Source organism: Kribbella sp. NPDC104218 (genome assembly GCF_055584105.1).
This window is the reverse complement of record NZ_JBVJMQ010000003.1, coordinates 726820-753286: the sequence shown is the minus strand read 5'-3', so window position 1 is coordinate 753286 and position 26467 is coordinate 726820. Positions and strand designations below refer to the sequence as shown.

At 69.3% G+C, this 26467-nt stretch carries 26 protein-coding genes; 8 read left to right on the top strand and 18 right to left on the bottom strand.

The window, feature by feature from the left end; all coding sequences use genetic code 11:
- Window positions 1–72 precede the first annotated feature (72 nt).
- Window positions 73–2703, top strand: a complete 2631-nt coding sequence (locus ACZ6ZD_RS28240; protein ID WP_465676940.1) for a GH92 family glycosyl hydrolase — start codon at window positions 73–75, stop codon at window positions 2701–2703.
- A 1-nt stretch (window position 2704) separates the two neighbouring features.
- On the opposite strand, the gene ACZ6ZD_RS28235 is transcribed toward ACZ6ZD_RS28240, so the two are convergent.
- The 11 genes from ACZ6ZD_RS28235 to ACZ6ZD_RS28185 all read right to left on the bottom strand — a co-directional run bounded on the left by ACZ6ZD_RS28235 (window position 2705) and on the right by ACZ6ZD_RS28185 (window position 13117).
- A complete protein-coding gene (locus ACZ6ZD_RS28235) occupies window positions 2705–4018 on the bottom strand; it encodes an MFS transporter (protein ID WP_465676939.1) in 1314 nt (437 codons plus the stop codon).
- Between the two features lie 46 nt (window positions 4019–4064).
- Complete coding sequence (locus tag ACZ6ZD_RS28230; protein WP_465676938.1) at window positions 4065–4658, bottom strand: LysE family translocator; 594 nt, start codon at window positions 4656–4658, stop codon at window positions 4065–4067.
- On the bottom strand, window positions 4655–5347 hold the full coding sequence (locus ACZ6ZD_RS28225; RefSeq protein WP_465677477.1) for a class I SAM-dependent methyltransferase: 693 nt from the start codon (window positions 5345–5347) through the stop codon (window positions 4655–4657). The genes ACZ6ZD_RS28230 and ACZ6ZD_RS28225 overlap by 4 nt, the downstream gene beginning before the upstream one ends.
- Window positions 5347–6549 (bottom strand): riboflavin synthase, encoded by a 1203-nt coding sequence (locus ACZ6ZD_RS28220; protein WP_465676937.1) that lies wholly within the window; start codon window positions 6547–6549, stop codon window positions 5347–5349. Before ACZ6ZD_RS28220 ends, ACZ6ZD_RS28225 begins: the two co-directional genes overlap by 1 nt.
- Window positions 6550–6849: 300 nt before the next feature.
- Entirely contained in the window at window positions 6850–7527 is a 678-nt protein-coding gene (locus ACZ6ZD_RS28215; protein WP_465676936.1) for a YidC/Oxa1 family membrane protein insertase, read from the bottom strand.
- Between the two features lie 48 nt (window positions 7528–7575).
- Entirely contained in the window at window positions 7576–7833 is a 258-nt protein-coding gene (locus ACZ6ZD_RS28210) for a DUF6412 domain-containing protein (RefSeq protein WP_465676935.1), read from the bottom strand.
- Window positions 7833–9152, bottom strand: a complete 1320-nt coding sequence (locus ACZ6ZD_RS28205) for an RNA polymerase sigma factor (RefSeq protein ID WP_171673254.1) — start codon at window positions 9150–9152, stop codon at window positions 7833–7835. The genes ACZ6ZD_RS28210 and ACZ6ZD_RS28205 overlap by 1 nt, the downstream gene beginning before the upstream one ends.
- A gap of 239 nt (window positions 9153–9391) precedes the next feature.
- Window positions 9392–10012, bottom strand: a complete 621-nt coding sequence (locus ACZ6ZD_RS28200) for an HhH-GPD-type base excision DNA repair protein (protein WP_465676934.1) — start codon at window positions 10010–10012, stop codon at window positions 9392–9394.
- 1 nt (window position 10013) lies between these two features.
- On the bottom strand, window positions 10014–10427 hold the full coding sequence (locus tag ACZ6ZD_RS28195) for a universal stress protein (protein WP_465676933.1): 414 nt from the start codon (window positions 10425–10427) through the stop codon (window positions 10014–10016).
- Window positions 10428–10801: 374 nt separating this feature from the next.
- Entirely contained in the window at window positions 10802–12280 is a 1479-nt protein-coding gene (locus ACZ6ZD_RS28190; RefSeq protein WP_465676932.1) for a glutamate-cysteine ligase family protein, read from the bottom strand.
- Between the two features lie 81 nt (window positions 12281–12361).
- Window positions 12362–13117 (bottom strand): MBL fold metallo-hydrolase, encoded by a 756-nt coding sequence (locus tag ACZ6ZD_RS28185; protein WP_465676931.1) that lies wholly within the window; start codon window positions 13115–13117, stop codon window positions 12362–12364.
- 50 nt (window positions 13118–13167) lie between these two features.
- On the opposite strand from ACZ6ZD_RS28185, the gene ACZ6ZD_RS28180 reads away from it, so the two are divergent.
- Both ACZ6ZD_RS28180 and ACZ6ZD_RS28175 read left to right on the top strand, forming a co-directional pair.
- Window positions 13168–14526, top strand: a complete 1359-nt coding sequence (locus ACZ6ZD_RS28180) for a DNA polymerase IV (protein WP_465676930.1) — start codon at window positions 13168–13170, stop codon at window positions 14524–14526.
- Window positions 14519–15445 carry a tetratricopeptide repeat protein gene (locus ACZ6ZD_RS28175; protein WP_465676929.1) on the top strand — a complete coding sequence of 309 codons (927 nt, stop codon included), beginning with the start codon at window positions 14519–14521 and terminating at the stop codon, window positions 15443–15445. The genes ACZ6ZD_RS28180 and ACZ6ZD_RS28175 overlap by 8 nt, the downstream gene beginning before the upstream one ends.
- Here ACZ6ZD_RS28175 and ddaH read toward each other — a convergent pair.
- The gene (gene ddaH / locus ACZ6ZD_RS28170) at window positions 15414–16175 is read right to left on the bottom strand and encodes a dimethylargininase (protein WP_465676928.1); all 762 of its coding nucleotides are present in this window, start codon (window positions 16173–16175) and stop codon (window positions 15414–15416) included. The two genes, ACZ6ZD_RS28175 and ddaH, sit on opposite strands and share 32 nt — an antisense overlap.
- Before the next feature lie 54 nt (window positions 16176–16229).
- Here ddaH and ACZ6ZD_RS28165 point away from each other — a divergent pair, with 54 nt between their 5' ends.
- A complete protein-coding gene (locus ACZ6ZD_RS28165; RefSeq protein WP_465676927.1) occupies window positions 16230–16742 on the top strand; it encodes a hemerythrin domain-containing protein in 513 nt (170 codons plus the stop codon).
- A gap of 100 nt (window positions 16743–16842) precedes the next feature.
- Here ACZ6ZD_RS28165 and ACZ6ZD_RS28160 read toward each other — a convergent pair whose 3' ends face one another.
- From ACZ6ZD_RS28160 to ACZ6ZD_RS28140, 5 genes are read right to left on the bottom strand one after another with little or no spacing between them, the layout of a single operon-like run.
- Window positions 16843–17577 carry an MBL fold metallo-hydrolase gene (locus tag ACZ6ZD_RS28160; RefSeq protein ID WP_465676926.1) on the bottom strand — a complete coding sequence of 245 codons (735 nt, stop codon included), beginning with the start codon at window positions 17575–17577 and terminating at the stop codon, window positions 16843–16845.
- Window positions 17574–17966: a YccF domain-containing protein gene (locus tag ACZ6ZD_RS28155; protein ID WP_465676925.1), complete on the bottom strand. Its 393-nt coding sequence runs from the start codon at window positions 17964–17966 to the stop codon at window positions 17574–17576. Before ACZ6ZD_RS28155 ends, ACZ6ZD_RS28160 begins: the two co-directional genes overlap by 4 nt.
- Before the next feature lie 4 nt (window positions 17967–17970).
- A complete protein-coding gene (locus ACZ6ZD_RS28150) occupies window positions 17971–18840 on the bottom strand; it encodes an alpha/beta fold hydrolase (protein WP_465676924.1) in 870 nt (289 codons plus the stop codon).
- Window positions 18812–19948 carry a saccharopine dehydrogenase family protein gene (locus tag ACZ6ZD_RS28145; protein ID WP_465676923.1) on the bottom strand — a complete coding sequence of 379 codons (1137 nt, stop codon included), beginning with the start codon at window positions 19946–19948 and terminating at the stop codon, window positions 18812–18814. Before ACZ6ZD_RS28145 ends, ACZ6ZD_RS28150 begins: the two co-directional genes overlap by 29 nt.
- Window positions 19945–20838 (bottom strand): SDR family oxidoreductase, encoded by an 894-nt coding sequence (locus ACZ6ZD_RS28140; RefSeq protein ID WP_465676922.1) that lies wholly within the window; start codon window positions 20836–20838, stop codon window positions 19945–19947. Before ACZ6ZD_RS28140 ends, ACZ6ZD_RS28145 begins: the two co-directional genes overlap by 4 nt.
- A 70-nt stretch (window positions 20839–20908) precedes the next feature.
- On the opposite strand from ACZ6ZD_RS28140, the gene ACZ6ZD_RS28135 reads away from it, so the two are divergent.
- From ACZ6ZD_RS28135 to ACZ6ZD_RS28120, 4 genes are all read left to right on the top strand, one after another.
- Window positions 20909–21499 carry a TetR/AcrR family transcriptional regulator gene (locus ACZ6ZD_RS28135; protein WP_465676921.1) on the top strand — a complete coding sequence of 197 codons (591 nt, stop codon included), beginning with the start codon at window positions 20909–20911 and terminating at the stop codon, window positions 21497–21499.
- A gap of 9 nt (window positions 21500–21508) precedes the next feature.
- Window positions 21509–22312 carry an exodeoxyribonuclease III gene (gene xth, locus ACZ6ZD_RS28130; protein WP_465676920.1) on the top strand — a complete coding sequence of 268 codons (804 nt, stop codon included), beginning with the start codon at window positions 21509–21511 and terminating at the stop codon, window positions 22310–22312.
- A 40-nt stretch (window positions 22313–22352) separates the two neighbouring features.
- Window positions 22353–24437, top strand: a complete 2085-nt coding sequence (locus tag ACZ6ZD_RS28125) for a S9 family peptidase (RefSeq protein WP_465676919.1) — start codon at window positions 22353–22355, stop codon at window positions 24435–24437.
- Between the two features lie 258 nt (window positions 24438–24695).
- Window positions 24696–25655 (top strand): sigma-70 family RNA polymerase sigma factor, encoded by a 960-nt coding sequence (locus ACZ6ZD_RS28120; protein ID WP_171673240.1) that lies wholly within the window; start codon window positions 24696–24698, stop codon window positions 25653–25655.
- Window positions 25656–25742: 87 nt separating this feature from the next.
- Here ACZ6ZD_RS28120 and ACZ6ZD_RS28115 read toward each other — a convergent pair whose 3' ends face one another.
- On the bottom strand, window positions 25743–26450 hold the full coding sequence (locus ACZ6ZD_RS28115) for an HAD family hydrolase (protein WP_465676918.1): 708 nt from the start codon (window positions 26448–26450) through the stop codon (window positions 25743–25745).
- Window positions 26451–26467 lie beyond the last annotated feature (17 nt).

Below are 26467 nucleotides of genomic sequence, written 5' to 3'. Positions count from 1 at the left end.
ATTCGGCTCGACGGCTTCGACCACGGCGACAAGGTGGTGGCGCCACCGAACGGACGGCTGCTCCCATGAAGTATGAAGCGCATAGACCAGCTGCTCGTCGGCCTCGTACTCGTCGCTGTCAGCCTCACCGCCGGCCCGGGCAATCCGGCGAGCGCAGCCGGCCAGGCGCCGGCCGCGATCGTGGATCCGGCGCGCTACGTCAACACTTTCATCGGTACCGGCGCCCAGGCGCGGGACGACGGCGTCCCCTACACGTTCGGGAACACCTACCCCGGCGCGGTCGCGCCGTTCGGGATGCTGCAGTGGAGCCCGGACACCGTCGAGGGTCGGCCACCGGGCGGCAGCTATGACCCCGGCCGGGACGACATCGACGGGTTCAGCCTGACCCGCATGTCAGGCGCCGGCTGCGAGCAGTACCTCAACATGCCGTTCCTGCCGTTCACCGGCACCACCGCCCCGGCCACCACGAAGCTCGTGCGCAGCACCGAGTCGGCCTCGCCGGGCACCTACGCGGTCACGACCAACAACGGAGTACGGACCGAGCTGACCACGACCACCCGGTCGGGGATCGGCCGGTTCACCTATCCGGAGGGGCAGACGGCTTCGCTGTCCATCAACGCTGCCGGCGGCGAAGTGGTCCGAGGCGCATCGGTCCAGCTCGGCGCCAACACCATCTCCGGGTACGCCGACGCCGGGCCGTTCTGCGGTATCGGCAACTGGACGTACCGGGTCCACTTCCACGCGGTCTTCGACCGCCCCTTCAAAACCTCCACAACGGTCAACAACGGCAGCAAGGCAGTCGTCTCCTTCGACACGACCACCAGCCGCACAGTGGTGGCGAAGGTGGCCGTCTCGTACGTCAGCGTGGACGGCGCCAAGGCGAACATCACGGCCGAAACCGCCTCGAAGGACTTCGACGCAGTGCGGACGGACACCCGCGCCGCGTGGAACCAGTTGCTCGGCCGGATCAGCGTCACCGGTGGGACCCCTGACCAGCTGGCGATCTTCTACACGGCCCTGTACCACTCGTTACTGCACCCGAACGTCTTCAGCGACGCCGACGGCCGGTACCGCGGGTTCGACGACCAGATCCACACCGCACCGAACGGGCATGTGCAGCATGCGAACTTCTCCGGCTGGGACGTCTTCCGCTCCCAAGCGCCGCTCCTCGCGCTGATCGCACCGGAGTACGCCGCCGATATCGCGCAGTCCGCAGTGAACCAAGCCGCCCAGGCCGGCTACTACGATCGCTGGACGGTCGCGAACCGCGGCAGCGGCATCATGGTCGGCGACCCGATCCCGGTCATCCTCTCCACGTTCTACGCCTTCGGAGTCACCGGATTCAACGCGTCCGACGGTCTCACCCGCGCGGTGGCCGGGACCCGGCACTCCGGGCAGCGGTTCGGGTTCGAGGCGTACGACTCGATCGGCTACGTACCGAACGACGTCAAACCGCCGGTGCTGCCGGAGTGGTTCGGGGGCGCGTCGGTGACGGCCGAGTACGCGATCTCGGACTTCGCGATCGCGCAGCTCGCCGGCCGGCTCGGGCGAACCAGCGAGGCCGAGAAGTTCCTCCGCAAGAGCTCGAGCTGGCGCAACGTCTTCGAATCCGGCTCGAAGTTCCTCGTCGGCCGCAACCGCGACACCACGTTCCCGGCCTTCGACCCGATGGACACGATTCCCCACTACACCGAGGGCAGCGGACACCAGTACACCTGGATGGTGCCGCACAACCTCCGCGGCCTGTTCGATGCGCGCGGCGGCGACGGGGCCGTCGTCGGCAAGCTGGACCGGTTCTTCACCAAGTTGAACGACCAGGAGAGGTCGGAGTTCGCCTACCTCGGCAACCAGGTCTCCGCCAACGTGCCCTGGATCTACGGCTACGCAGGCGCTCCGCATCGCACGCAGGACGTGGTCCGGCGAGCGCTCCTCCAGCTCTACCGCAACAGCAAGGACGGACTCCCGGGTAATGACGACCTCGGGCAGACGTCGGCCTGGGCGGTCTGGGCAGCGCTGGGTATGTACCCGCAGGCGCCGGGACGCTCGGAGCTCGTGCTGGCCAGCCCGCAGTTCCCGAGCGTGACGATCGATCGGGGCAACGGCAAGACGATCACCATCAACGCTCCCGGTGCGTCGGACAGCGCGCGGTACGTGCAAAGCCTCAAGGTCAACGGTCAGACCACCCAGAAGTCCTGGCTGTCCGAGGAGTTCGTCGCGGGCGGCGGCGTCCTGGACTTCGTCCTCGGGACCACACCCAACACCAGCTGGGGCAGCCAGCCCGCGGACCGGCCACCGTCCTTCGACGTCGGCCCGGCCGCACCACGGACCACACCGATCACCGGACTGAGCAACCTGTGCCTCGACGTGGACGGCGGCGCTCCGGACCTCGGGGCCAGCATCCGGCTCTGGGGCTGCAACACCACCATCCATCAGCAGTGGACTCTGGCGACGGACGGCACACTACGAGCACGCGGCGGCTGCATGGACATCAAGGGCAGCAGCAGAGCCGACGGCGCGAAGATCCAGCTGTACGCCTGCAACGGCACCGGCGCCCAGCAATGGTGGCCGCGACCAGATGGAGCCCTGGTGAACCCAGCCTCAGGCAAGTGCCTCGACGTACCCAGCAGCAACACGACACCCGGCATCCAACTCCAGCTCTACCACTGCAACGGCAGCTCAGCGCAGAAATGGACTATCGGCTAACTCACCGATCAAGCACTGGCAGCGGCTCCGCCTTGCCGACGACGAACGCGTAGGTGAGCGCACCGACCACGGCGACGCCACCCGCGACCAGGAACGACGGCAAGTAGGAGCCGTCGTACAGATCGAGTAGGAGACCGAAGACGAACGGGCTAATGATGCCTGCGATATTCGACGCGAAGTTCTGGATGCCGCCGATCGAGGCGACGTGCTGCGAGCTCGGGGCGACATCGCCCGGCAGTGACCAGATCCCGGTGGCCGCGATCGCCAGGCTCGCGTAGGAGATCGCCAGGAACAGCAGCGCGACGTACACCGACTTGGCCGGGGCCGCGAACACGATCGCGGCCCCGCCGAGCAGGCCGCCGACCATCACGGTCTTCCGCACCCGCGTGACGTCGGCCCCGGCCCGGATCCGCCGGTCGGCCACGATGCCGGCGATCCAACCGCCGGCGATCGCGGTGATCCCGGGCAGAGTGCCGAGCGTCCCGAGCTCCGCCAGATCGAGCTGCCGGGCGTCCTTCAGATACGACGGGAACCAGGTCAGGAAGAAATAGATCACGAAGTTCAGGCAGAAGAAGCCGAGCATCATGCCGCGCACCGTCCGATACCGGAACAGATCCCGCCAGCGGATCTGAGCGGCGTCCGCATCGTCGGTCTCCTCCAGCCGCGCGCCGTTTGCCGCGATGTACTCCCGCTCCGCGTCGTTCGCACCACTGTGCTCGCGCGGATCCCGGTAGTACCAGTACCAGACGGCGGCCCACATGATGCCGATCACGCCCAGGACGACGAACGAGAAGTGCCAACTCACCAGCGCGATCAGCGCCGTCACCACCGGTAACGACAACACCGTCCCGACCCGCGACCCCGAGTCGATCACCGCGGTCGCGAACGCCCGCTCGTGCCGCGGGAACCACCGCGACGCCGCCTTGGTCGCACTCGGATACGCCGGCGCCTCCCCCGCACCCAGCGCGAACCGGAACGCGAACAGCGACCAGAACCCCCGCGCCAACGGCGTCAACGCCGTCACCACACTCCACCACAACGCCGCGAACGTGAACGCCTTCCGCGACCCGTACCGGTCCGCCATCCAGCCCGCGGCGAGCATCGCGCCGTCGTACGCCCAGAAGAACGCGCCGAGAATCAGCCCCTTCTCGGCATTCGACAGCTCCAGCTGCAGATCTTCCTGGATGAACGGCAACGCGACACTCAGATTGGCCCGGTCCAGATAGTTCAGCGACAACCCCACGAAGGCGAGACCCAGAATCAGGTAACGCCGTCGAGTCGCACCGGGCGGAGCCTTCACCACAGAGGCGGTCATCGACCGCACGCTACTCCGCCCGGTAGTCATGTGCTGACAAAACGTTTCACACAGCGGAATGGATACCGAACACAATCAACACCACCCCGGCGACCCGCGACATCACCGCCCGCAGAACGCCGGTCCGAAACGCGCGACGAGACCAGTGGACGACGCTCGTCCACCCGAGCAGCCACGCCCCTGCCACAACCACGTGGGCGACCGACAGGATCATGAGCTGCGGCAGCAACGGGCGGTCGCCGTCCAGGAACTGTGGCGCCAAGGTGAGGTAGACCGCCCCAGCCTTCGGATTCAGCACGTTGCCGAGGTACCCCTGGACGAGCGGACTACGTCGGCGCGGTTCGGCCGCGGAGCGCCGTGACGGCCACAACGCCCGGACGCCGATCGCGATCAGATAGATCGCGCCGACCAGTTTCAGCAACTGGAAGGCCGCTGGCGAGCTCATCACCAACGCTGACAGACCGGCGCCGGCGAGCAGGGCGTGAGTGAGCAAACCACCGCAAGTGCCGGCGATCACCGCCAGACCCGCGCGTGGGCCGGCGCCGAGTACGCGCTCGGTGACGAGCGTGAAGCTGACGCCGGGCGTCAGGCAGAGCGGGAGAACGGCGAGGCCGAATCCGATTGGTGCGCGCAGGCTCATCTTGGGAGCTCGGCGGCAACGAGGAGGAGTGGAGGTCGGTCGCGGTGGATAGCGAGGTGGGGATGGCGGCGGACCTGATCGGACGTGGGCTGTGGCTCGGCGATCGCGTCGAGGTGGAAGGCGTGACGACGGAGGGTGGTGAGGATGGCGGCGACAGTGCGGTGGTACTTGACAACGTAGTCGACGAACCACTTTCGTTGCCGCGGGCCTGGGTCGGCGTAGCTGTCAAAACCGCCGGCCTGCTGCGGGGCCGTGATGACCGGGTGCTCGATCGAGAAGACGAACCGACCGCCGGGCGTCAGCCAGCGGGCGATCCGGGCGACGAGATGGTCGAAGTCCTCGACATAGTGCAGCGCGAGGCTGCTCACCACGAGGTCGAACTCCGCGGAAAGGTCGAGGACGGCGAGGTCGGCCCGCAGGTAGCGGATGCGCGGATGCCGGACGGCGTTGGCCAGCATGGACGCCGATGCGTCGACGGCCAGGACGTCGATGGCGCCGTCGTCCGCAAGTCGTTGCGCGAGCCCGCCTTCGCCACAGCCGAGGTCGAGCACCCGCAGTCCGGACGCCGGTGGCAGCAGCGCGGCCAGGGCGGGGATCTCCAGCTCGTCGTTCAGCCCGAGCTTCGCGCGCCGCAACTGCTGATAACCGGCCAGGAACTCGGGATCGTCGTACAGCTCCGCGCCCTGCATCACAGCCACCGGGCGAGGTCGTGGACGTCGATCATCGGCAGCTCCCACCGCAATGCGAACTGCTCCAGATCGGCGGCGTCCGCCATCACGCCGTCCGGACGCATCACCTCGCAACAGACGCCGACCGGGGCGAGCCCGGCGGCCGTACAGAGCGCGACGGTTGCCTCGGTATGCCCACCGCGTTCTGACAGCAGCCCCGGCCGCGCGGCGAGCGGGAACACGTGGCCGGGCCGGAGGAAGTCACCCGGTACGGCGTCCGCCGCCGCCAACCGCCGGATAGTCGCGGCGCGCTCCGCCGCACTCACACCCGTCCCGGATGAGGACGCGAGATCGACCGGGACGTGCATCATCGTCCCCTGCCGATCCCCGGCGCCGGGCATCCGCGGAATCTCCAGCCGATCCAGTACCTCCGGCGCACAGGGCACCGTGGTGTGCCCACACGCCTGTGTGAGCAGGAAGTTCATCGACTGCGGACGGAAGCGCTCGCCCGCGAAGACGACGTCCCCCTCCCCCTCCAGCGTCGGATCCCAGACCACGACGCCACCCCCGGCGGCAAGCTGAGCAACGACCTTCTGGACGCCGTCCGCTCCGCTCAACCGACCGGCCCAGGGCAACCTGGCGACCGCCTTCAGCAACTCCGGCCCCTGCCCCTCGCGCGCCATTCGGGCGAGCAGGTCGGTCTCGAGGTTGACCCGATCACCGGCCGCGAGTTCGCCCAGCTTCGTCTGCTCGAGGGTGTGCGGGATCAGCACGACCGAGAACCGATCCTTGAGTACCTCGGCCACGGTCAGGCTGACGCCGTCGACCGCGATCGACGACTTGGCCACCAGCCGCGCCAGCAACCGCTCCCCGGGCTTCACCCAGAGCCGTCGGCCGCTCGGCTCGTCGTCCACCCGAAGCACTTTCCCGACACCGTCGACGTGCCCCTGGACCAGATGCCCGTCGATCCGGTCCCCGACCGCGAGCGGCAACTCCAGATGCACCGACCGGCCGGCCTCGACCCGGTCGAGCGTCGTCCGCCGCCGGGTCTCGTCGGTCACCGCAGCCACCAACTGGCCGGCTTCGACCGACGCGACCGTCAGCCGAACCCCGTCCAGACAGACCGAGCCGCCTGGCGCCACGTCGACGCCGGCCGCCACTCGGACGAAGCCGGCGCCGACCTCGCGAACGGTCGCCGTGTGCTCGATTCTTCCTGTGAACATGTGCTCCCACCTCTGGTGAAGATGCCAACCAGGGACCCGTCCGGGTCCGAGCAGGAGCGGAGTTTCACCGCGTGGCTCCGGCCGTGGCCGGTCTTACTCCGTCAACGGAGCCGACGGGCCGGGATCACTCCCACCGTCACACCTCGGAATTGCACCACCCGCAGTTAACCACATCCCGGGCTCGCGGCTCTCCGCTTTCCTCTCAGCTGAGCGCGACGCCCAGGGATTTAGACAAGACCTCTTGTACAAGATCCATTGCCAGAAGCTCCTGATCAAGGGGCTAGCGGCAACTACTCGCTGTCAGCGTTGCAGGATGGCGCGTTCGGCGACGGTCCAGGTCGTCGTGGTGACGAGGTAAAGGCCGGCGGCGAGTGGGACGAAGGCGGCGGTGAGTACGGTGCCGTACGGGAGGAGGCGCGCCAGCCGGCGGGTCAGCGGGGTTGCGGCGTCGTCCAGCTGGCGGAGCGCGATGCGGGCGGAGAAGTAGGCGACGACGACCAGGAGTACTGCCAGGACGACGAAGCCGGGGGTGGCGGCGAAGACCGGCCAGTGCAGGCCGAGGGGTGCGCCGAACAGGGTGCCGCTGATCAGCTGGTTGGCTTCACCGCCGACGATCGCGCGCGAGAAGAGCGTGTACATCAGCCAGAAGAAGGGCAGCTGGGCGAGCGTCGGGAGGAAACCCGCGAACAGCGACGTCCCCGACTCCGACTGCAGTTTCGCGAGCTCGCGCCGTAAGCGCTCCGGGTTGTCCCGGTGGCGCTCGGTGAGCGATTTCAGCTGCGGCATCATCGCCGCGCGCGCCTTCAGCCCGCGATGCGCGCGCAGGCTGAGCGGTAGCAGACAGAGCCGGACGAACAGCGTGCACAAGATGATGGCGGCGACCGCGGCGTACGGGCCGGCGAGCGGTTGCAGGGCGCTGACGAGGGACGTGAGCAAGTGATAGGCGCCGGACACCGGCGCCTCCAGGAAAGCAGGCATGACAGAACTCCACGAGTGCTGGAAGGGATGAGTAGCGGAAGGTGCGCGCTACTGCCCGGGAGCTCGTGGACGGGGGCGACCGGCAGCGTCCGGATCGCGGAGGCGAAGGAAGGCGGTCTGCTCGACGCGGTCGCGGATCGACGCGGAGCGGGCCAGCATCGGCGCCGGAGTCGGCGCCTGCTGCCGGGCGACCAGCAGCAGGGTGAACAGCAAGGCCGCCGCCGTGAGCACGGCGGCGGCCAGAGAAGCCGTGTCGAGGACAGGGATCACCAGCGCGAGCGCGCCGGCGATCCACTCCCCCATCATCAGTCCAGGTAGTCCCGGAGGACCTGCGAGCGCGACGGGTGCCGCAGCTTCGACATGGTCTTCGACTCGATCTGGCGGATCCGCTCACGCGTCACGCCGTAGACCTTGCCGATCTCGTCCAGCGTCTTCGGCTGGCCGTCGGTCAGGCCGAACCGCATCGAGACGACACCGGCCTCACGCTCGGACAGCGTGTCGAGGACGGCGTGCAGCTGCTCCTGGAGCAGCGTGAACGACACGGCCTCGGCCGGGACGATCGCCTCGGAGTCCTCGATCAGGTCGCCGAACTCGGAGTCGCCGTCCTCACCGAGCGGGGTGTGCAGCGAGATCGGCTCGCGACCGTACTTCTGCACCTCGATGACCTTCTCCGGGGTCATGTCGAGCTCCTTGGCGAGCTCTTCCGGAGTGGGCTCGCGGCCCAGGTCCTGCAGCATCTGGCGCTGGACGCGGGCCAGCTTGTTGATGACCTCGACCATGTGCACCGGGATCCGGATGGTCCGGGCCTGGTCGGCCATCGCGCGGGTGATCGCCTGCCGGATCCACCAGGTGGCGTACGTCGAGAACTTGTAGCCCTTGGTGTAGTCGAACTTCTCGACCGCGCGGATCAGACCGAGGTTGCCCTCCTGGATCAGGTCCAGGAACAGCATGCCGCGGCCGGTGTAGCGCTTGGCCAGCGAGACGACGAGCCGCAGGTTGGCCTCGAGCAGGTGATTCTTGGCGCGCCGGCCGTCCTCGGAGATCCAGTCGTACTCGTCGCGGACCTTGTCCTTGAGCTTGGCGGCCTCGTCGCCCAGCTGCTCCTCGGCGAACAGGCCGGCCTCGATCCGCTTCGCGAGCTCGACCTCCTGCTCGGCGTTCAGCAGCGGGACCTTGCCGATCTGCTTCAGGTAGTCCTTGACCGGGTCGGCGGTGGCGCCGGCGACCATCACCTGCTGCTCGGGCTCGTCGGTCTCGTCGGCCTCGGAGACGACGAAGCCCTCGTCCTCGGTGAGCTCCTTCTCCAGACCCTTCACCGCGTCCGGCTTGAAGTCCGCCTCGTCCACCTCGTCGAGCGCACGCGGCTTACCCGTCTTGGGGTCGATGGCCACACCGGCCTCGGAAACGGCTTTCTTCGCCGGCGCCTTCTTGGCGGCGGTCTTCTTCGCGGCGGGAATTCCGTCCTCCTTGGTGCCGGCGGCCTGGGCCGCGGTCTTCTTCGCGGCCGCCTTCTTTGCAGCGGGGTCGGTCACTCGGACGCTGGTCCTCGGAGCAGCGCTGCGGGCGGTGGCGGCCACTGCCCTCGCTGACTCTGCGGGAACGTTCTCGGACGAGCTGGACGACACGAATTACCTCTCGTCTGACGCAGGGTTTGTACGACGTGCTGGTGCTGATGGAACGGCGTTTCTGGTACCTCTGTCCGGGGCTGCTCGCTGGTCAGGCGGCGGCAACAGTCCATTGTAATCCGGCGACCAAGGTCAAGCGCGCCGCGACCCCCCGAAACGACGCGCCAGAGCCTCCATCGAGCGCGGATTTCCCCGCTCGATGGAGGCCTGAGAACGGTCCCGGCGGACGGGGCGCCGCGCTAGCCGTTCCGCGTCTGCCGCAGCGGCCGGGCGACCACCCGCTGCTGGACCAGCTGCTGTTCCTGTTTGAACTGCCGGACCCGCACCAGCGACGCCACGTCGATCACGTCCGCGACCGACTTGTACGCGCCGTCCTCGCCGTACGGCTCGGAGGCCTCCCGCCAGCCGCGCGGCCGGACCTTGAGCTGCTTGCCGAGCAGGGCGACGAAGATCTTCGCCTTCTGGGCGCCGAACCCGGGCAGCGCCGACAGCCGGGCGAGCAGGTCGTCACCGGACTTCACGTCCGCCCAGAGGCCGGAGGCGTTACCGCCGTACTCCTCGTCGAGGTGTTTGGCCAGGGTCTGGATCCGGGCGGCCATCGCGGTCGGGAAGCGGTGCACGGCGGGCGGGCCGGCGACGATCTCGACGAAGGCGTCCGGGTCGTAGTGCGCGACCGTGGTCGGGTCGAACGGCCCGGCCATCCGCTTGGCGATCGCGACCGGTCCGGCGAACGCGCGCTCCATCGGGATCTGTTGGTCCAGCAGCATGCCGACCAGCAGCGCGAACGGGTCTCTGCTCAGCATCTCGTCGGCATCGGGCTGCTGTGCGAGGCACAGCTTCTTGCTGCGTGTCGAGGTCACCTCAGTCCTCCCCTTCTTCGGCCTTCACGGCCAGCACGGGACACGGAGCATCGAGCAGCACCCGCTGGGCATTGCTGCCGAGGATGAGCTTGCCGACCGGTGACCGGCGCCGCAGGCCGATCACGATGAACTCCGCATGCACCTGCTCGGCGACGGCCACCAGGTCCTCCGCCGGATCCAGACCACGCACCAGCTGCCGCACCTCGTACGGCACACCGGTCGAGTCGAGCTGCTCACGCACCTCGGTCAGCGCGGCGTCGCTGGCCGCGGCGTCGTCGCTGTCGAAGCTGCGCCCGCCGCGGTGCGAGTTCACCACCACCAGCTTGGCGTCGCGCAGCGTCGCCTCCTCCGCCGCTCGCCTCAGGGCGGCACGGCCCTCGGCCTTCGGCACATAACCCACGACGATGGTCGTCATCGCCCTGCCTCACCTCCGGGTGTCATGTCGACCCGTTCCGAACGATACTGCCCCCGGCCGCGGTCGGCATCCGCTGGATTTGCTCCAGCTGTGTCGCGGACGGCCGATCGTCGAGCGGGTAGTACTCCACCATCGGAGCAACTGCCGTGGTGACAGTTACGCCGGTGCCCGAGTACTACCCGCGACCAGACGCTCTAACCTTCCGGTGGCCACACCTTTGCAGGGCTGTCACCCATCGCGCCACCCCTGTAGTCCGGGTCGTTATCGAAGATTCCGCCCAGTTGCCCTGGGCAAGATCGCCGGTTCCACCCGGCTGACCGTGGTTCCGCCGCTCCCCCGAGCGCCCTGTCCACCGTTGTCCTGAGCGGGAATGCTCAGTCGATCGGCCATTCGTGCACCGGCGTGTTCTCGTGCATGTGGTCGCGATAGCGGCGCAACATTCCCCGCAACGCGTCCCGCCGGCCGTGCGATCCCTTTGTATACAGTCGATGAAACTCCTCCACCTGCCAGGACGCGCCGTTGCGATTGGTCAGGCAGCGCTGCTCGATGATGCCCAGCAGCCGATCCCGGACGGCGGCGTCCACACCCCAGCCGTCGAGCCCCTGGGACGCGAGCGGCAGCAGGCGCCGCAGGACGAGCTCGGTCGCGCGCACCGTGCCGACGCCCGGCCAGAAGACCTCCGCGTCGATACCGCTGCGAGCGGCCTCGTGAAAGTTCTCCTCGGCGGCGCTGAACGACATCTGCGACCAGATCGGCCGTTCGTCCTCGGCGAGTGCGCGGACCAGACCGAAATAAAAGGCGCCGTTGGCGATCGTGTCGACGACGGTCGGCCCGGCCGGCAGCACGCGATTCTCCACCCGCAGGTGCGGCTTCTCCCGGACAACGTCGTACACCGGGCGGTTCCAGCGATAGATCGTCCCGTTGTGCAGGCGAAGCTCCGAAAGAGCCGGCGTGTCCCCGCGATCGAGGACGGCGATCGGATCCTCGTCCGACGTCACCGGCAACAAGGCCGGGTAGTACCGCGAGTTCTCCTCGAAGAGGTCGAAGATCGAGGTGATCCACCGTTCACCGAACCAGACCCGCGGCCGGACGCCCTGGGTCTTCAGCTCGTGCGTGCGGGTGTCGGCGGCCTGCTCGAACAACGCGATCCGCGTCTCGCGCAACAACTCCTTGCCGAACAGGAACGGCGAGTTGGCCCCGATCGCGAGCTGGACGCCGGAGATCGCCTGCGCCGCGTTCCAGTACCGGGGAAACGCCTCGGGCGTGACCTGGAGATGGAACTGCGTCGACGTACAGGCCGCTTCGGGCACGATGCTGTCGGCGGTCACCTGCAACCGCTCGACGCCGTCGATCGAGATCTGCACGTCCTCGCCGCGGGCGGCGAAGATCTGGTCGTTCAGCAACGCGTACCGCGGGTTGGTGCTGAGCGCGTCGCGGCGGATGTGCTCGGTCAGCAGCGTCGGCAGGATGCCGACCACCACCATCGACGAACCGGTCCGCTGCGCCTTCTCCTCGGCCGCGTTCAGGCTGTCGCGGATATTCGACTCCATCGTGTCCAGCCCGATGCCGTCGATCTGGCCGGGCGGCACGTTGATCTCGATGTTGAACTGGCCGAGCTCGGTCTGGAACGCGTCGTCCTCGATCGCGCTCAGCACCTCCGAGTTCTTGAACGCCGGATCGCACCGCTCGTCGACCAGGTTCAGCTCGATCTCGATCCCGGTCATCGGCCGGTCGGGTGCGAACCGGGCCTCGCGCAACATCCGCGCGAAGGCGTCCAGGTTGCGATGCACCTGGTCGCGGAACGCCGTCCGGTCCGCCCGGGTGAACTCGACCCGGTCGACTTCCTCACCCATCTGCGCCTCCCCTGCCCTGGCTTATCGCCTCAGTGTGCCTGAAGGTGCCCGTTCACGGCGGTCCTACTCGCGTGGTGGACGTCAGACCGGGTAAACGATGAACTCGTCCCGCACGATCCGCTCCGGCTCCGGCCCCAGCGCAGCGGCCAGCTCGGTCAGGACGCCGGGCGCCAGTTGCAGAACGTGTTCGCCTTCGTGCCGCGACTCCCCCATCGCATAGTCCACTCCCGGCCGGTCGGTCAGCTCGATATGCGCGCCGAGGATCCAGTCGACCGGCTTGCCACTGGCAACGAAGCGCTCCAGCCGCGACACACTCGCACGAAACGCCGCCCAGTCCGGCACGTAGAGCCGGCCGGGATAGAGCGAGTCCCCCGTGAACAGGAGCCGGGACGCCGCGTCGTACACCGCGATGTCAGCGCCCTGATGACCCGGAATCGCGACCACCTCGAGCCGCCGCTCCCCCAGCTCGATCCCGCCGACACCGTCCGGCCATGCCGCGATCCCGAAGTACGCGGCGACCTCCGGCGCCGAATGCCCGACGACGTGGTCGAACTCCGCGTCACCGCCGACGTGGTCCCGATGCGCGTGCGTGTGCGCGACGATCAGCTGCTGACCGGTCAGCAGGCTCTCGACCAGCGGCCGGAGCGGGACGTGTCCGGTGCCGGTGTCGAGGAGCAGCGCGCGCTCGGCGCCGAGCAGCAGATAGAGGAACGGGCCCTCGAAGTTGGTCCGCAGCGCTTGGCGGATGATCGCGGTGCGTTCGTCGTACCAATGGACCTGATGCGGCGCGGACGCCGAGTCGGTGCCGTCGTCCCAGTGCGCCGGGAAGCTCGCCATCCGGTGATCCAATCACGGAAATTGTCGGTGCGGGCGGGGAGACTGTGGGAGTGCGTGGGGATCCTTCGGTGCTGCATGTCGATCTGGACGCGTTCTTCGCGGCCGTGGAGCAGCGCGACAAGCCCTCGCTGCGGGGCAAGGCGGTCGTGGTGGGCGGCGTCGGCGTCCGCGGCGTGGTGTCGACGGCGTCGTACGAGGCGCGTAAGTACGGCGTCCGCTCGGCGATGTCGACGGCGGAGGCGCGCTCGCGCTGCCCGCACGCGGCGTACCTCGGGCCGCGTTTCGAGGTCTACCGGCGGACGAGCCAGGCGGTGATGGCCGAGATGCGGGCGCTGTCGCCGCTGGTCGAGCCGCTGTCCCTCGACGAGGCGTTCGTGGATCTGGCCGCCGCGGGGCTGACCGGGCTGACGGTCGAGGACGTCGAGGCGATCGCGAACGATCTGAAGGCGGCGATCCGCGCGGCCAGCGGCGGGCTGACCGCCTCGGTCGGCGCCGGGACGTCGAAGCTGATCGCGAAGATCGCCAGCGACCTCGACAAGCCGGACGGCGTGGTCGTCGTCCCACCGGGCACGGAGGCGGCGTTTCTCGCGCCGATGCAGGTGACGGTGATCCCCGGCGTCGGCCCCGCGACCGCGCAGCGGCTCAGCATGGCCGGCGTGCGGACGGTCGCGGATCTGCAGCAGCTCGACCAGGAGGAGCTGGTCCGGCAGGTCGGGTCCGCGCATGGCACGAGCCTGTTCCGGCTCGCGACGGCCACCGACGACCGGCCGGTGGTCAGCGACCGGGAGACCAAGTCGATCAGCGTCGAGGACACCTTCGAGACCGATCTGATCGACCGCGCGCTGATCGCCGCGATCGCCGACCGGATGGCGCACCGCGTCTCCGAGCGGCTGCAGAAGGCGCAGCTCTCCGGGCGGACGGTCACGCTCAAGTCCCGGATGCACGACTTCACCACGCACACGCGGTCGTCCACCCTCGCCGGGCCGACGGACGACCCGCGCGTGATCGCCCGGGTCGCGCGGCGGCTGCTCGACGACACCGATCTGGCCGGCGGTATCCGGCTGCTCGGCGTCGGCGTCTCCTCACTCGCCGACTGGATCCAGGACGACCTGTTCACCGACAGCGAGGCCGCCGAGGCGCCGATCGAGGTGATCGAGCTCCCCGAGCGCGCCCGGGACCAGACCGGCTACTACCCCGGCCAGGACGTGCACCACCCCGACTACGGCCTGGGCTGGGTCTGGGGCTCGGGCCGCGGCCGCGTCACCGTCCGGTTCGAGACCGCGGAGAGCGTCGTCCCCGGCCCGGTCCGGACGTTCGCGACCGACGATCCGCTGCTGACAAAACCGGCCACGCCCGGGGCGGAGCGCGACGACGAGGCCGATACCGGCCACAATGGGGCAAATGAATGAAGAACGGCGGGGGGTCTACCCGTTCTGCAGTAGATGTACGGCGTCGTCGGTGGCCTGGCGGGTCGCGGGCGGGCTGGGCAGCCGGTTCTACGGTCATCGCGATGTCTGCGAGGACTGCGGGTCGTCGGTCCGCACGCTGTACAAGACGCTGCTGTGGATCCCGCTCGCGCGGTCCGGTCAGTTCCGGATCATCCCGACCGGCGGCCGGACGTACGTCGCCCGGAAGGTGATCGACCAGCCGCAGGAGACGCGCGAGCCGGTCCCGGCCGCGCACCCGGAGCTCGCCGCGGACCCGGACTACCGGCAGGCGGAGTCCTACTGGGAGGCGAAGGAGCCGGGGCAGGCGCTGCCGTTCTACCAGGCGGTGCTCGGACGCCGGGAGGGCATGCTGCCCGCCGACGAGCCGACGACGTTGCAGGTGCGGCTGCGAGTGGCGCAGGGGCTGCTCGCGACCGGGAACTACGGTCGGGCGATCGCATGGTTCGAGCTGGTGACGCCGCAGCTGGTGCGCGTGTTCGGTGCGAATCACGAGCTGACTCGCTCGGCGAACGAAGGCGCCACGGGCGCGCGGCTGATGGTCGGCGGACCGCGGTCCGAGGCGAGTCTGCTGGCGGACATCGTGGCCGTCGATCGTGCCGAGTTGCCCGCGCGCGACCCGCAGCTGCTGCGTGACCAGGCCGCGCTCGGCCGGGCCCTGCTGGCCGGTGGCCGGATCGCCGACGCGGTCGAGGCACTCAGCGCCGCGCTGGTCTCGGCCGAGGCCGCGCTGGGTGCCGACCACCCCGACACCGCCGTCTACCGGGCGGCGCTCCGCGATGCGTGCCAGGTCGGCGCCGCCCGGGGCAAGAAGCGCGATCTGCCGGCCGTCGAGGCGGCGCAGCGCCTGCTCAGCGGCGAAGACGCACCGACAGACAGGTGACACACCCTTCGAGCTTCTCGAACTCGCTGATGTCGACGACGACCGGCGTGTAGCCGAGCTGCTGGAAGAGCTCGGCCGACTTCGGCGCCGACGCGGCCATCAGGAGCCGGTCGCCGCCAAGCAGCACCACATGCGACCCGCCCTCCTCGGGCACCGCGCGGAACTTCTCGAACGCGGCCGGGTCGTCGACGAGCGGCTCGTACCCGATCACGGTCCCGTCGGGCAGCGCGGTCACGGCCGATTTCAGATGCAGCACCTTCTGCACGGGCACCGCGCGCACGTCGGCGCCCAGCGGCTCCAGCGCCGCCCGGAACTGGCGGATGCCCTCCTCGTTGGTCCGCCCGCCGAGGCCGACGTACACGACCTCGCCGACCTTGAGGACGTCGCCGCCGTCCAGGGTGCCGGGGGCGGTGATGTGGGTGATCCGGTAGCCCTGCGCACGCGCCGTCTCCTCGGCGGCCGGCGCCTCGGGCCGGCGGGACTCCGCGCCGGCGCGGGCGATCACCGCGAGGTCGGCGTACACGACCAGGGCGTCCTCGATGAAGACGCCGTCCGGGCAGTCGTCGGCGGGCGGGACCTCGACCGGCGTCCAGCCGTGCTGTTCGAGGACGTCGACGTACGCCTGCCATTGGCGGGCGGCGAGGTCGAGGTCGATCGGAGTGCGCTCGATGTGGGTCACCAGGCCATCGGCCAGGTGCGGGCTGGGACGGCGGACCAGGGCTGACGGCATGACCGCAGGTTATCCGGGGTACCGGGCGCACATCCGAGACAGGAGGAACCCCTGATGCCGAAGATCCTGCCCGCGGCCCGCGGCGACGTGGTCGAGATCATCCTTGCCGACCACCGCTGGTTCGAGGAGGCGTTGCGCGAGCTGCGCGACGTCCAGAGCGACCGCGCCGCCGTCCTCGCCGATCTGGCGACGGTACTGATCGCGCACGCCGAGGCCGAGGAGTCGAAGGTCTACCCGGCGCTGCGCCGCAAGGACGCGATCGACGCCGACGAGGTCGAGCACTCCGAACACGAGCACGACGAGGGCAACGAGGCGCTGCTCGACCTGATGGAGGTCGACGACACGGCCGGCGACGACTTCAGCAAGAAACTGCACGAGCTCTCCGAGGCGCTCACCCATCACCTCGACGAAGAAGAGCGCGACGTGCTCAACCCGGCCCGCACCGACGTCTCCGACGAGACCCGCCACTCCCTCGGCGACGCCTTCGCCGCCGAGCGCACCCGCTTGATCGAATCCGGCTGCGGCAGCATCGAGAACGTCCGCAAACTCGTCGCCAAGGCGAGCTGAGCACCGCGTACTGACGAACGGGTAGTAGCGGACTTCCGCAGAGGTCGGCAGGCGTAGCCGGGCTCTCCCCAGGCGACTACTACCCGTTGCTCGGTACAACTCAGAGCGGGATAACGAGGCCCTCCTCGGCGGCGATGACCTCGCCGCCGAACTCGGCTTCGGCTTCGGCGACCGAGATCGCGCGGTCGGAGCCGGGCCAGAAGTGGGTCAGCAAGAGTCGTTGGGCGCCCTCGGCCGCGCGGGCGGCTTCGGTCGCGGTCATGACGTAGCGCGGGGTGGTCTGTGGCGAGGGGCCCTGGAGCGTGGCGTCGGCGATGAACAGGTCGGTGCCTTCGGCCAGCTGTCGGTGCAGCTCCGGCGCGGGGCCGCTGTCGCCGGTATAGGCGATCGAAACGCCGGGCGCGGTGAGGCGGACGCCGAGGTCGGTCACGAAGTGCGGCAGGCTCACGGTCTCGACGGTGAACGGGCCGAGCCGGCGCGTCTCCGCCAGCGAGTGGACGGCGAGGACCGTCGCGGGATCCGGGTGCGGTTCGAGTGCGCGCAGGACGTCGAGGACGCCGGGCGGGCAGTGCAGTTCGATCGGCGGCTCGTCGCGTGCTTCGTAGTACCGGACGCGGGCGAGCGCGCTGACGTCGACACAGTGGTCGGGGTGCTGGTGAGTGACCACGACCGCGTCGACCTCGGCACGCGGCCGGTACTTGAGCAGTTGCGGGAGCGCGGCATACCCGAGATCGAGGACGACGCGGAAACCGTCGTACTCGATCAGGAAACCGGCGCAGGCGCGGCCCGGCTCGGGCCACGCGCCGCAGGAGCCGAGAACCGTCAGCGACCTCAACGCGCGCCGAAGAGCTGATCGGTGGGGACGATGTCCTTGCCGAGCGGGAGCAGCGAGATCGGGATCAGTTTGAAGTTGGCGACGCCGAGCGGGATGCCGATGATCGACAGGCAGAGCGCGATCCCGGTGACGAGGTGACCGAGGGCGAGCCACCAGCCGGCGAAGATCACCCAGATGATGTTGCCCAGGACGGCGCCCGCGCCGGCGGAGCGTTTGTCGACGATCGTCCGGCCGAACGGCCACAGGCAGTAGCCCGCGATCCGGAACGACGCGATGCCGAACGGGATCGTCACGATCAGCACGCAGCAGATGATGCCGGCGACGGCGTACCCGACCGCCAGCCAGAAGCCGGCGAGTACCAGCCAGATCAGGTTGAGAAGCGTCCTCATACCCTCAGCGTGCCACCTCGCGGGTGTGCTCCCGTACCAGCCGCGCGACAAGTCCGGGATCATTCCGGGGCATCCAGTGGCCGCCCCTGACCACCCGGACGGTCAGGTTCGGGGCCCACCGCGCGACGTCGGTCTGCAGCGGCGTCGTGACGAACGCGTCCCGGTCCGGCGACACCGCGAGGACGGGGACGTCGGTACGCCGTACCTCGGGCTTGCGCAGTCGCGGGATGACGTTGGCGCGGTACAGGTTGAGGCCGTTCACGTAGTCGCCCAGGGAGCGCTCTCCCGTTTCCGACGACTGTTCTCCGCCGGTTCGCTCGAGCCGGCGGAACACCCGATGTGCCCACCCGCTCCGCCACCCGTGCTCGGGGATCCACGGCAGGTGGAAGTAGAAGATGTACCAGGAGTGCAGCAACTGCCGGAGCGCCTGACCGAGCGGCCGCCGGGTCCGGAAGAAGTAGCCCGCGTGATCCAGCGAAGGCCCCGAGATCGACACGAACGAAGCGATCCGCCCCCGCAACCGCTCACTCGTCACGAAGTGCCAAGCCTGGATCGATCCCCAGTCATGCGCCAGCACATGCACCGGCCGATCCGGCGACACCGCATCCAGCACCGCCGTGAAGTCCTCCTCCAACCGATCCAAGTGATACGCCGCCCTCGCCTGCGGCTTCTCCGACGCCCCAGCGCCGCGCACGTCGTACGCAACCACCCGAAACTCCCCGGCCAACTCCCCCGCCGCGTCCTCCCACAACCCCGCATTGTCCGGATACCCATGCACACAAACGAGTACCGGTTGTTCGGAGTTCGGTGAGTAGTCGTAGAGGGCGATGCGGGTGCCGTCTTGGCTAGTAATCGGTTGTGCTGAGGGTTTCAAAGGTCATCCCTGCTTTCACCAGGCGCTCGCGGAGCGCGGGGCCCATGGCGGCCGCGGTGGTGGTTTGGCCGGCGGTCGGCGGGAGGTCGTCGAGAACGAGGCAGAGAGCGCTCTCCGCGAGCATCTTGGCGGTCTCGTCGTACCCGGGATCGCCGCCCGCGACCTCGGTGATCACCTGTTTGCCGCCGCCGCGACCGACGAAGCGCACCTTGAACCACGACTTCGCCCGGACCTCCGGCGACGGCCCGTCCCCGGGCTGCAGGCGCCCGAGCAACGCGCGCCGTGCCGGGGGAACCTGAGCGGCGGCCGCCAGCAGCGCGACCCCACCGATGCCTCCGGCAACAATCGGCAGCCGCTTGACCGCCGCGTAGTGGGAGTACCGGAAGTCCGGCCCGTAGCTGTCGAGCAGCCGGCCCGAGTACCCGACGATCTGCGGATCGACGGTCGGCAACGGCACCGCCCAGAAACCCTGCTGCCGATGGATCCGGCCGGTCACTGCCCGGGCGCTGCGCCCGGCCGGCCGCGTCTCGGCCCGCTTCCGCGCGGTGTGCGCGTCCAGGTTCTGCTTCGGCCGCGAGAACGCCGTGATCGCGGTGTGGAACGTCCCGCCCGACGGCCGCCCACCGGCCCGCAACAACCCGTCCACCTGAATCGGCACCCGCTCGGGCAACTGCTCGACCGTGTACTGCACGCCCAGGTCGTACGGGATCGAGTCGAACCCGCACGCGTGAATGAGCCGAGCGCCGGTCTGGAGAGCGCGTTCGTGGTACCCGACGTACATCCGGTCCACGAACTCCGGCTCACCGGTCAGATCCAGGTAGTCCGTCCCCGCCTCGGCGCAGGCCGCGACGAGCGGCTCGCCGTACTGGATGTACGGGCCGACCGTGCTGATCACCAGCTTGGTCGACTCAGCGAGCGCTCTCAGCGACTCCGGGTCGGTGACGTCGGCGATGACGACGTCCTTCCCGAACGGCTCGAGCTTCGCCCGGTTCCGGCCCGCCACCGCCCACTTCAGCGACGCCGGCGCGTTCTTCTCCAGATACTCCGCGGTGAGCGCTCCCGTGAATCCGCTCGCGCCGAGCAGGACGACGTCGTACGCCCGGCTCATCGCCCGGAGGCCTTCTCGGTGTCCGCCCGACCGCCGGCGCCCGACGCGCGCGACGAGACCGCCGCACCCCGAGCCTGGACGTCGGCCAGCGCCGCCCGGTCCGCCTTCGGCACGCTGAACCGCGACCCGGCCTCGATCACGTGCGGGATCACCCAGCGGAACACCTTCAGCAGCCCGATCCACTCCGGTACGTGCACGGTCCGCTTCCGCCGCTTGATGCCGTCGGTGAACTTCTCCACCGCGAACTCCAGCGGGTACACCTTGCTCGCCAGCGGAATGCCCGTCCGCACCTTCCCGAAGACCGGGTGGTCGTCCACGCCCCGCACCATGTCGGTGTCGACGAAGGTCATGTGCGCGACCCCGACCCGGACGCCGAGGTGCTTGAGCTCCGGCCGCAGCGTGTCCCCCATCGCCTCGACCCCGGCCTTGGCCACGTTGTACGACGCCAGCCCCGGGATGTGCACCACGGCCGCCAGCGACGACACCAGCAACAGGTACCCCTTGCTCTCCAGCAGATACGGCAGCGTCAGGTGGACGGTGCGCCACACGCCGTACAGGTCGACGTCGAGCACCCGCTCCCACTGCGCCGGGTCCATGCTCCGGGTGAAGCCCGGCGCCGCGATCCCGGCGTTCGCCATCACCACGTCGATCCGCCCGTACCGCGCGGCCACCGACTCGACCGCCGTCCGCAGCGACTCGGTGTCCGTGACGTCGGCCTCCCACCAGCCGGCGTCCGGCCCGCAGTCCTCGGCGACCTGCTTGAGCTCGTCGGGCTCCAGACCGATCAGCGCGAGTTTGGCGCCGTCCTTCGCGAGCTTGCGGGCCACCGCGGCCCCGATCCCACGTGACGCTCCGGTGATGAGCACAACCTGTCCGGGCAGCGGGCGCATCTGGACCTCCTTGTTGAGTGGGTACTCAACAGTAAGTGCTTATTGAGCGAATACTCAATAGACTGGCCGTATGACCCAGACCTCGTCCGCCCGGCTGCGCCCCGACGAGCGGCGCGCCCAGATCCTGGAGGCCGCCCGCCGGGTCCTGCTGGCCGACCCGCACCGCGAGCTGACCGTCGAGCTGGTCGCCGCCGAGGCCAAGGTCTCCCCCGCGCTGCTGTTCCACTACTTCGGCTCCAAGAAGAAGTTCCAGTACGCCGTCATCGAGGAAGCCGCGGCCGAGATCCTGCTCCGGACCGCCCCCGACCAGTCACTGCCGCCCGCCGAGCAGCTCCAGGCCGGCATCCGCGCGTTCGTCCGCGCCGTCCTCGAAGCGCCGCAGCTCTACCGCGCCACCCTGCTGATGTCGGCGGCCGGCGATCCCGAGGTGCGCAAACTGCACAAGGAGATCCGCGGCGTCTTCAGCACCTGGGTGATCGGCGCCGTCCGGGCCAGCGGCCGCGAGATCACGCCGCTCGTCGAGCTCGCGCTGCACGGCTGGCAGGGGTACGTCGAGCAGACCCTGCTGACCTGGATCGAGGAGCCGACCATCTCCCCCACCGACCTCGAGCACCTCTGCGCGCGATCCCTCGATGCGATCGTCTCGACCACACAGCGTTAAGGTGTGCCGGTGCTGACGGTCGCCACGGTGAATGTGAACGGGATCAGAGCCGCCTACCGCCGCGGGATGGCGCCTTGGCTGGAGCAGACCGATCCGGATCTGCTGCTGATGCAAGAGGTCCGCGCGAGCGACGACGTCCTGCGCGAACACCTCGGCGCCGACTGGCACCTCGCGCATGCCGAGCCCGCCATCGACGGCCACAAGGGCCGGGCCGGGGTCGCCGTCGCGAGCCGGCGCCCGATCAAGGACATCCGGATCGACGTCGGTCCGGAGCGGTTCGTCGACACCGGCCGCTGGGTCGAGGCGGACGTCGTCCTCGACGACGGCTCGCTGCTGACCGCGGTCAGCACCTACGTCTACACCGGCGAGTTCGAGACGCCGCCGCGGCAGGAGGAGAAGTATGCCTTCCTGGACGCGATCACCGCGCGGCTGACCGCCCTGCGCGCCGACGACCGGCATGTCCTGATGTGCGGCGACCTGAACATCGCCCACCGCGAGGAAGACCTCAAGGCCTGGAAGGCGAACCGCAAGAAGAGCGGCTTCCTGCCCGAGGAGCGGGCCTGGATGGATCGTTTGTTCGAGGCCGGCTGGGTCGACCTCGGACGCCGGTTCGGCGGCGACGGCCCGGGTCCGTACTCCTGGTGGTCCTGGCGCGGCAAGGCCTTCGACAACGACGCCGGCTGGCGCATCGACTACCAGATCGCCTCCCCCGGGCTGGCCGCGCTCGCGACGGGCTGCGTGATCCACCGCGCCCCGACGTACGCCGAGCGCTGGAGCGACCACGCCCCGGTCGTCGCCACGTACGCCGGATAACGCGGCGCGGGTGTCGGCTCGGGCGGGTAGTCTCGCCCGCATGTCCGAGTTGAACACTTCTCCGCAGCCTCCCGTCGCCGCCCGGAAGCCGGTCGAGCGCACCCATCACGGCGACACGTTCGTCGACGACTACGAGTGGTTGCGGGACAAGACCGACGACGAGGTGCTCGGCTACCTGCGCGCCGAGAACGAGTACACCGAGGCGCGGACGGCGCATCTCGAATCGTTGCGCGAGGCAATCTTCACCGAGATCTCGGACCGGACGCTGCAGACCGACCTGAGCGTGCCCACCCGCCGCGGCGAGTACTGGTACTACGCGCGGACGGTCGAGGGCCAGCAGTACGGGATCCACTGCCGGGTCAAGGTGAACGGCGACGAGCCGCCCGCGACCGACGGCGAGATCGCGGGTGAAGAGGTGCTGCTCGACGGCAACGTCGTCGCCGGCGACTCGGAGTTCTTCTCGATGGGCACCGTCGACGTCTCCCCCGACGGCCGGCTGCTCGCGTACTCGGTCGACCTCAAGGGCGACGAGCGGTTCACACTCCGGATCAAGGACCTGACGACCGGTGAGCTGCTCCCCGACGAGCTGCCCGAGGTGCACTACGGCTCGGCCTGGTCGGCCGACGGCTCGACGATCTTCTACACCAAGGTGGACGACGCCTGGCGCCCGTTCCAGGTCTGGCGGCACCAGCTCGGCGCCGCCGAGGACGTCCTGGTCAAGGAGGAGACCGACGAGCGGTTCTGGGTCGGCGTCGACCTGACCCGCAACGAGCAGGCGATCGTGATCGCCCTCGGCAGCAAGCTGACCAGCGAGGTCTGGCTGCTCGACGCGAACGACCCGGCCGGTGAGCCGGTCGTCGTCGCGCCCCGGCGCGAAGGCGTCGAGTACGACGTCGAGCACGCGGGCGACCAGCTGCTGATCACCCACAACGCCGACGCCGCCAACTTCTCCCTCGCCACCGCATCCCTGGACGCGCCCGGCGAGTGGACGACGCTGATCCAGGGTGACGAGACCAGCCGGCTGCTCGGCGCGGACGCGTTCGCGGACCACGTCATCCTCTACCGCCGGCGCGACGCGCTCACCGAGCTGGCGATCATGCGCCGGACGGGCGACGGCTTCGGCGACCCGGAGACGCTGGAGTTCGACGAGCCGATCTACACGGTGTCCCCGGGCCGCAACGACGAGTGGCACGACAGCCGGTACCGGTTCGGGTACACCTCGCTGGTGACGCCGAGCTCGACGTACGACGTGGACGTCGCGACCGGCGAGCGCCGGCTGCTCAAGCAGCAGCCCGTACTCGGCGGGGTCGATCTCGGCGCGTACACGCAGTACCGGGAATGGGCGACCGCCCCGGACGGGACGCAGGTGCCGATCTCGCTGGTCGCCCGCAAGGACGTCGCCAAGGACGGCAACGCGCCGGTCGTGCTGTACGGCTACGGCTCGTACGAGAGCTCGATGGACCCGTGGTTCTCGATCGCGCGGCTGTCCCTGCTCGACCGCGGCGTCGTGTTCGCGATCGCGCACGTCCGCGGCGGCGGCGAGCTCGGCCGGCACTGGTACGACAACGGCAAGACGCTCACCAAGCGGAACACGTTCACCGACTTCATCGCCGCCGCCGAGCACCTGGCCACCAGTGGCTGGAGCCGCCCGGAGCGGATCGTCGCGCAGGGCGGCAGCGCCGGCGGCCTGCTGATGGGCGCGGTCGCGAACCTGGCCCCGCAGGCCTTCGGCGGAATCGTCGCCGAGGTCCCGTTCGTCGACGCGCTGACGACCATTCTCGACCCGTCGCTGCCGCTGACGGTGATCGAATGGGAAGAGTGGGGCAACCCGCTCGAGGACCCCGAGGTCTACGCGTACATGAAGTCCTACTCGCCGTACGAGAACGTCACCGCGCAGAACTATCCGCGCATTCTCGCGATCACCAGCCTGAACGACACCCGGGTGTTCTTCGTCGAGCCGGCCAAATGGGTGGCGAAGCTCCGGGCGACCGCGAGCGGGGACGCCGACGTCCTGCTGAAGACCGAGATGGAGGCCGGGCACGGCGGCCGCAGCGGCCGGTACGACGCCTGGCGCGAGATCGCGTTCAGCCTCGCCTGGGAGCTGGACACCCTCGGCCTGGCTTAGATTCCCGGAATATCTCCCTGATCCGGTGTGTTCTCCACCACAGAGAACGCACCGGATCAGCTGTTTTCTGCAGGAATTCTCAGCCTTTCCGGCGGCGTGCCTGCCCGCGGTGGTGCGGATCGAGCGGATGGGTACCGGATTCCAGCGGTCGGCAGCGCCGGGAACTCTCAGGGAACGTTCAGGGTGTTTACACACTCGTCGTGGAATCTTGAACCTCACTCGAGCGTTGCTCTCCATGTAACGACGAAGGGAGTTTCGGTGGCTCGCACGACTCGTGTCCGTTCCACGGACGACGGTATCGACGGCAAGGACAGCGTGGGTCTCTACCTCGAAGAGATCGCGCGGACTCCGTTGCTGACGGCTGAGGAAGAGGTCGAGCTCGCTGAGACGGTCGAGGCAGGTCTCCTCGCGGAGCAACTGCTGGCCGAGGGGCGGGTTGGACGAAAGAAGGGCGGAGCGCCCAAGTACGCCACTGCGGAAGAGCTGGAGTGGCTGGCGGAAGAGGGTCAGCGGGCGCAGCAGCGCTTCGTGACCGCGAACCTCCGTCTGGTGGTGTCGATCGCCCGTCGCTACGGACGGTCCCAGATGCCCCTGCTGGACCTGGTCCAGGAGGGCAACACGGGCCTGATCCGGGCGGTGGAGAAGTTCGACTACCGCAAGGGTTTCAAGTTTTCGACGTACGCGACCTGGTGGGTGCGGCAGGCGATCACCCGCGGTATCGCGCAGCAGGCCCGGGTGGTCCGGCTGCCGGTGCACGTGGTCGAGCAGCTGAACCAGATCGGCTCGGCCCGGCGCACGCTGGAGCGCAAGCTCGGGCGCGAGCCGGAGGTCGAGGAGATCGCCGCGGAGCTGGATCTGGACGAGGAGCGGGTGACCGAACTGATCCGGATCGGCCGCGACCACATCAGCCTGGACAACCCGATCGACGACGAGGGCGAGACCTCGCTGGGCGACCTGATCGCGGCCGAGACCGCGCCGGGGCCGGACCAGCTGGTCGCGGACGCGTCGGACCGCTCGGGCCTGTTCAGCCTGGTCGACCAGCTCGACCCGCGGTCGGCGGATGTCATCCGGCGCCGCTACGGGCTGCATGACGGCCGCCAGGCCAAGCTGGCCGATATCGGCGCCGTGCACGGCATCTCCGCCGAGCGCGTCCGCCAGATCGAGCGGGAGGCCCTGGGCCGCCTGCGCCTGATGGCGGACCCGACGCTCGCCGCCTGACACCAGCACCCGAAACCCCTCCGAAGGGCCTCCGGTCACCACGACCGGGGGCCCTTCGCCGTGTCCGGGCCGGCTGCGCCCGGGCTGTCAGGCCGAGGCGTTCCAGTCGTCGATGACCGGCAGCAGCTCGGCCAGCTTGTGGACGGTCGCATCCGGCGTGCCTTCGGTGTGGCCGATCTGGTTGGCCGGGATGGCGCTGTGCGGGATGTGAGCCGCCCGCATCCCGACGTTCTGCGCGCCCCAGACGTCGTCGAACAGCCGGTCGCCGACGAACAGGCACGTCGCCGGGTCGGTCACCCCGACCGCCTTCATCGCCGCCTGGAAGGCCTCCGGGTGCGGTTTCGTGTACGGGATCTCGCTGGTGTAGACGGCGCCGTCCAGTAACTCCAGGACGCCGTCGCGGGCGAAGATGTCCTCGTGCCGGCGGCGCGACCAGATCGTGTTCGACAGCACGCCGACCTTGAGACCGCGCTCGCGCAGCCCGCGGAGGGTGTCGATCGCATCCGGCTCGAGCACCGTGTGCGGCTGCCAGCCCAGCTCGTACACCGCCTCCGCCTCCGCGGTCATCACGACGTCCGCGAGCAGGCAGACCTCCTCCAGCGTGCTGCTCAGGTGCTCGTCGCGGGAGCGCATCCAGATCGAGTGCTCCGCGTCGACGAGCCGCTGGGCGACCTCGTCGGCGCGCTCCTCGTCGATGAGCACCGCGACGGATCGCCACAGCGCCCGTAGGTCGATGTCGTGCCAGGTCGCGAGCGTGCCGCCCCAGTCGAACAGAACCGCCTCAATCTTCGTCACGGCGGTACCTTGTCAGA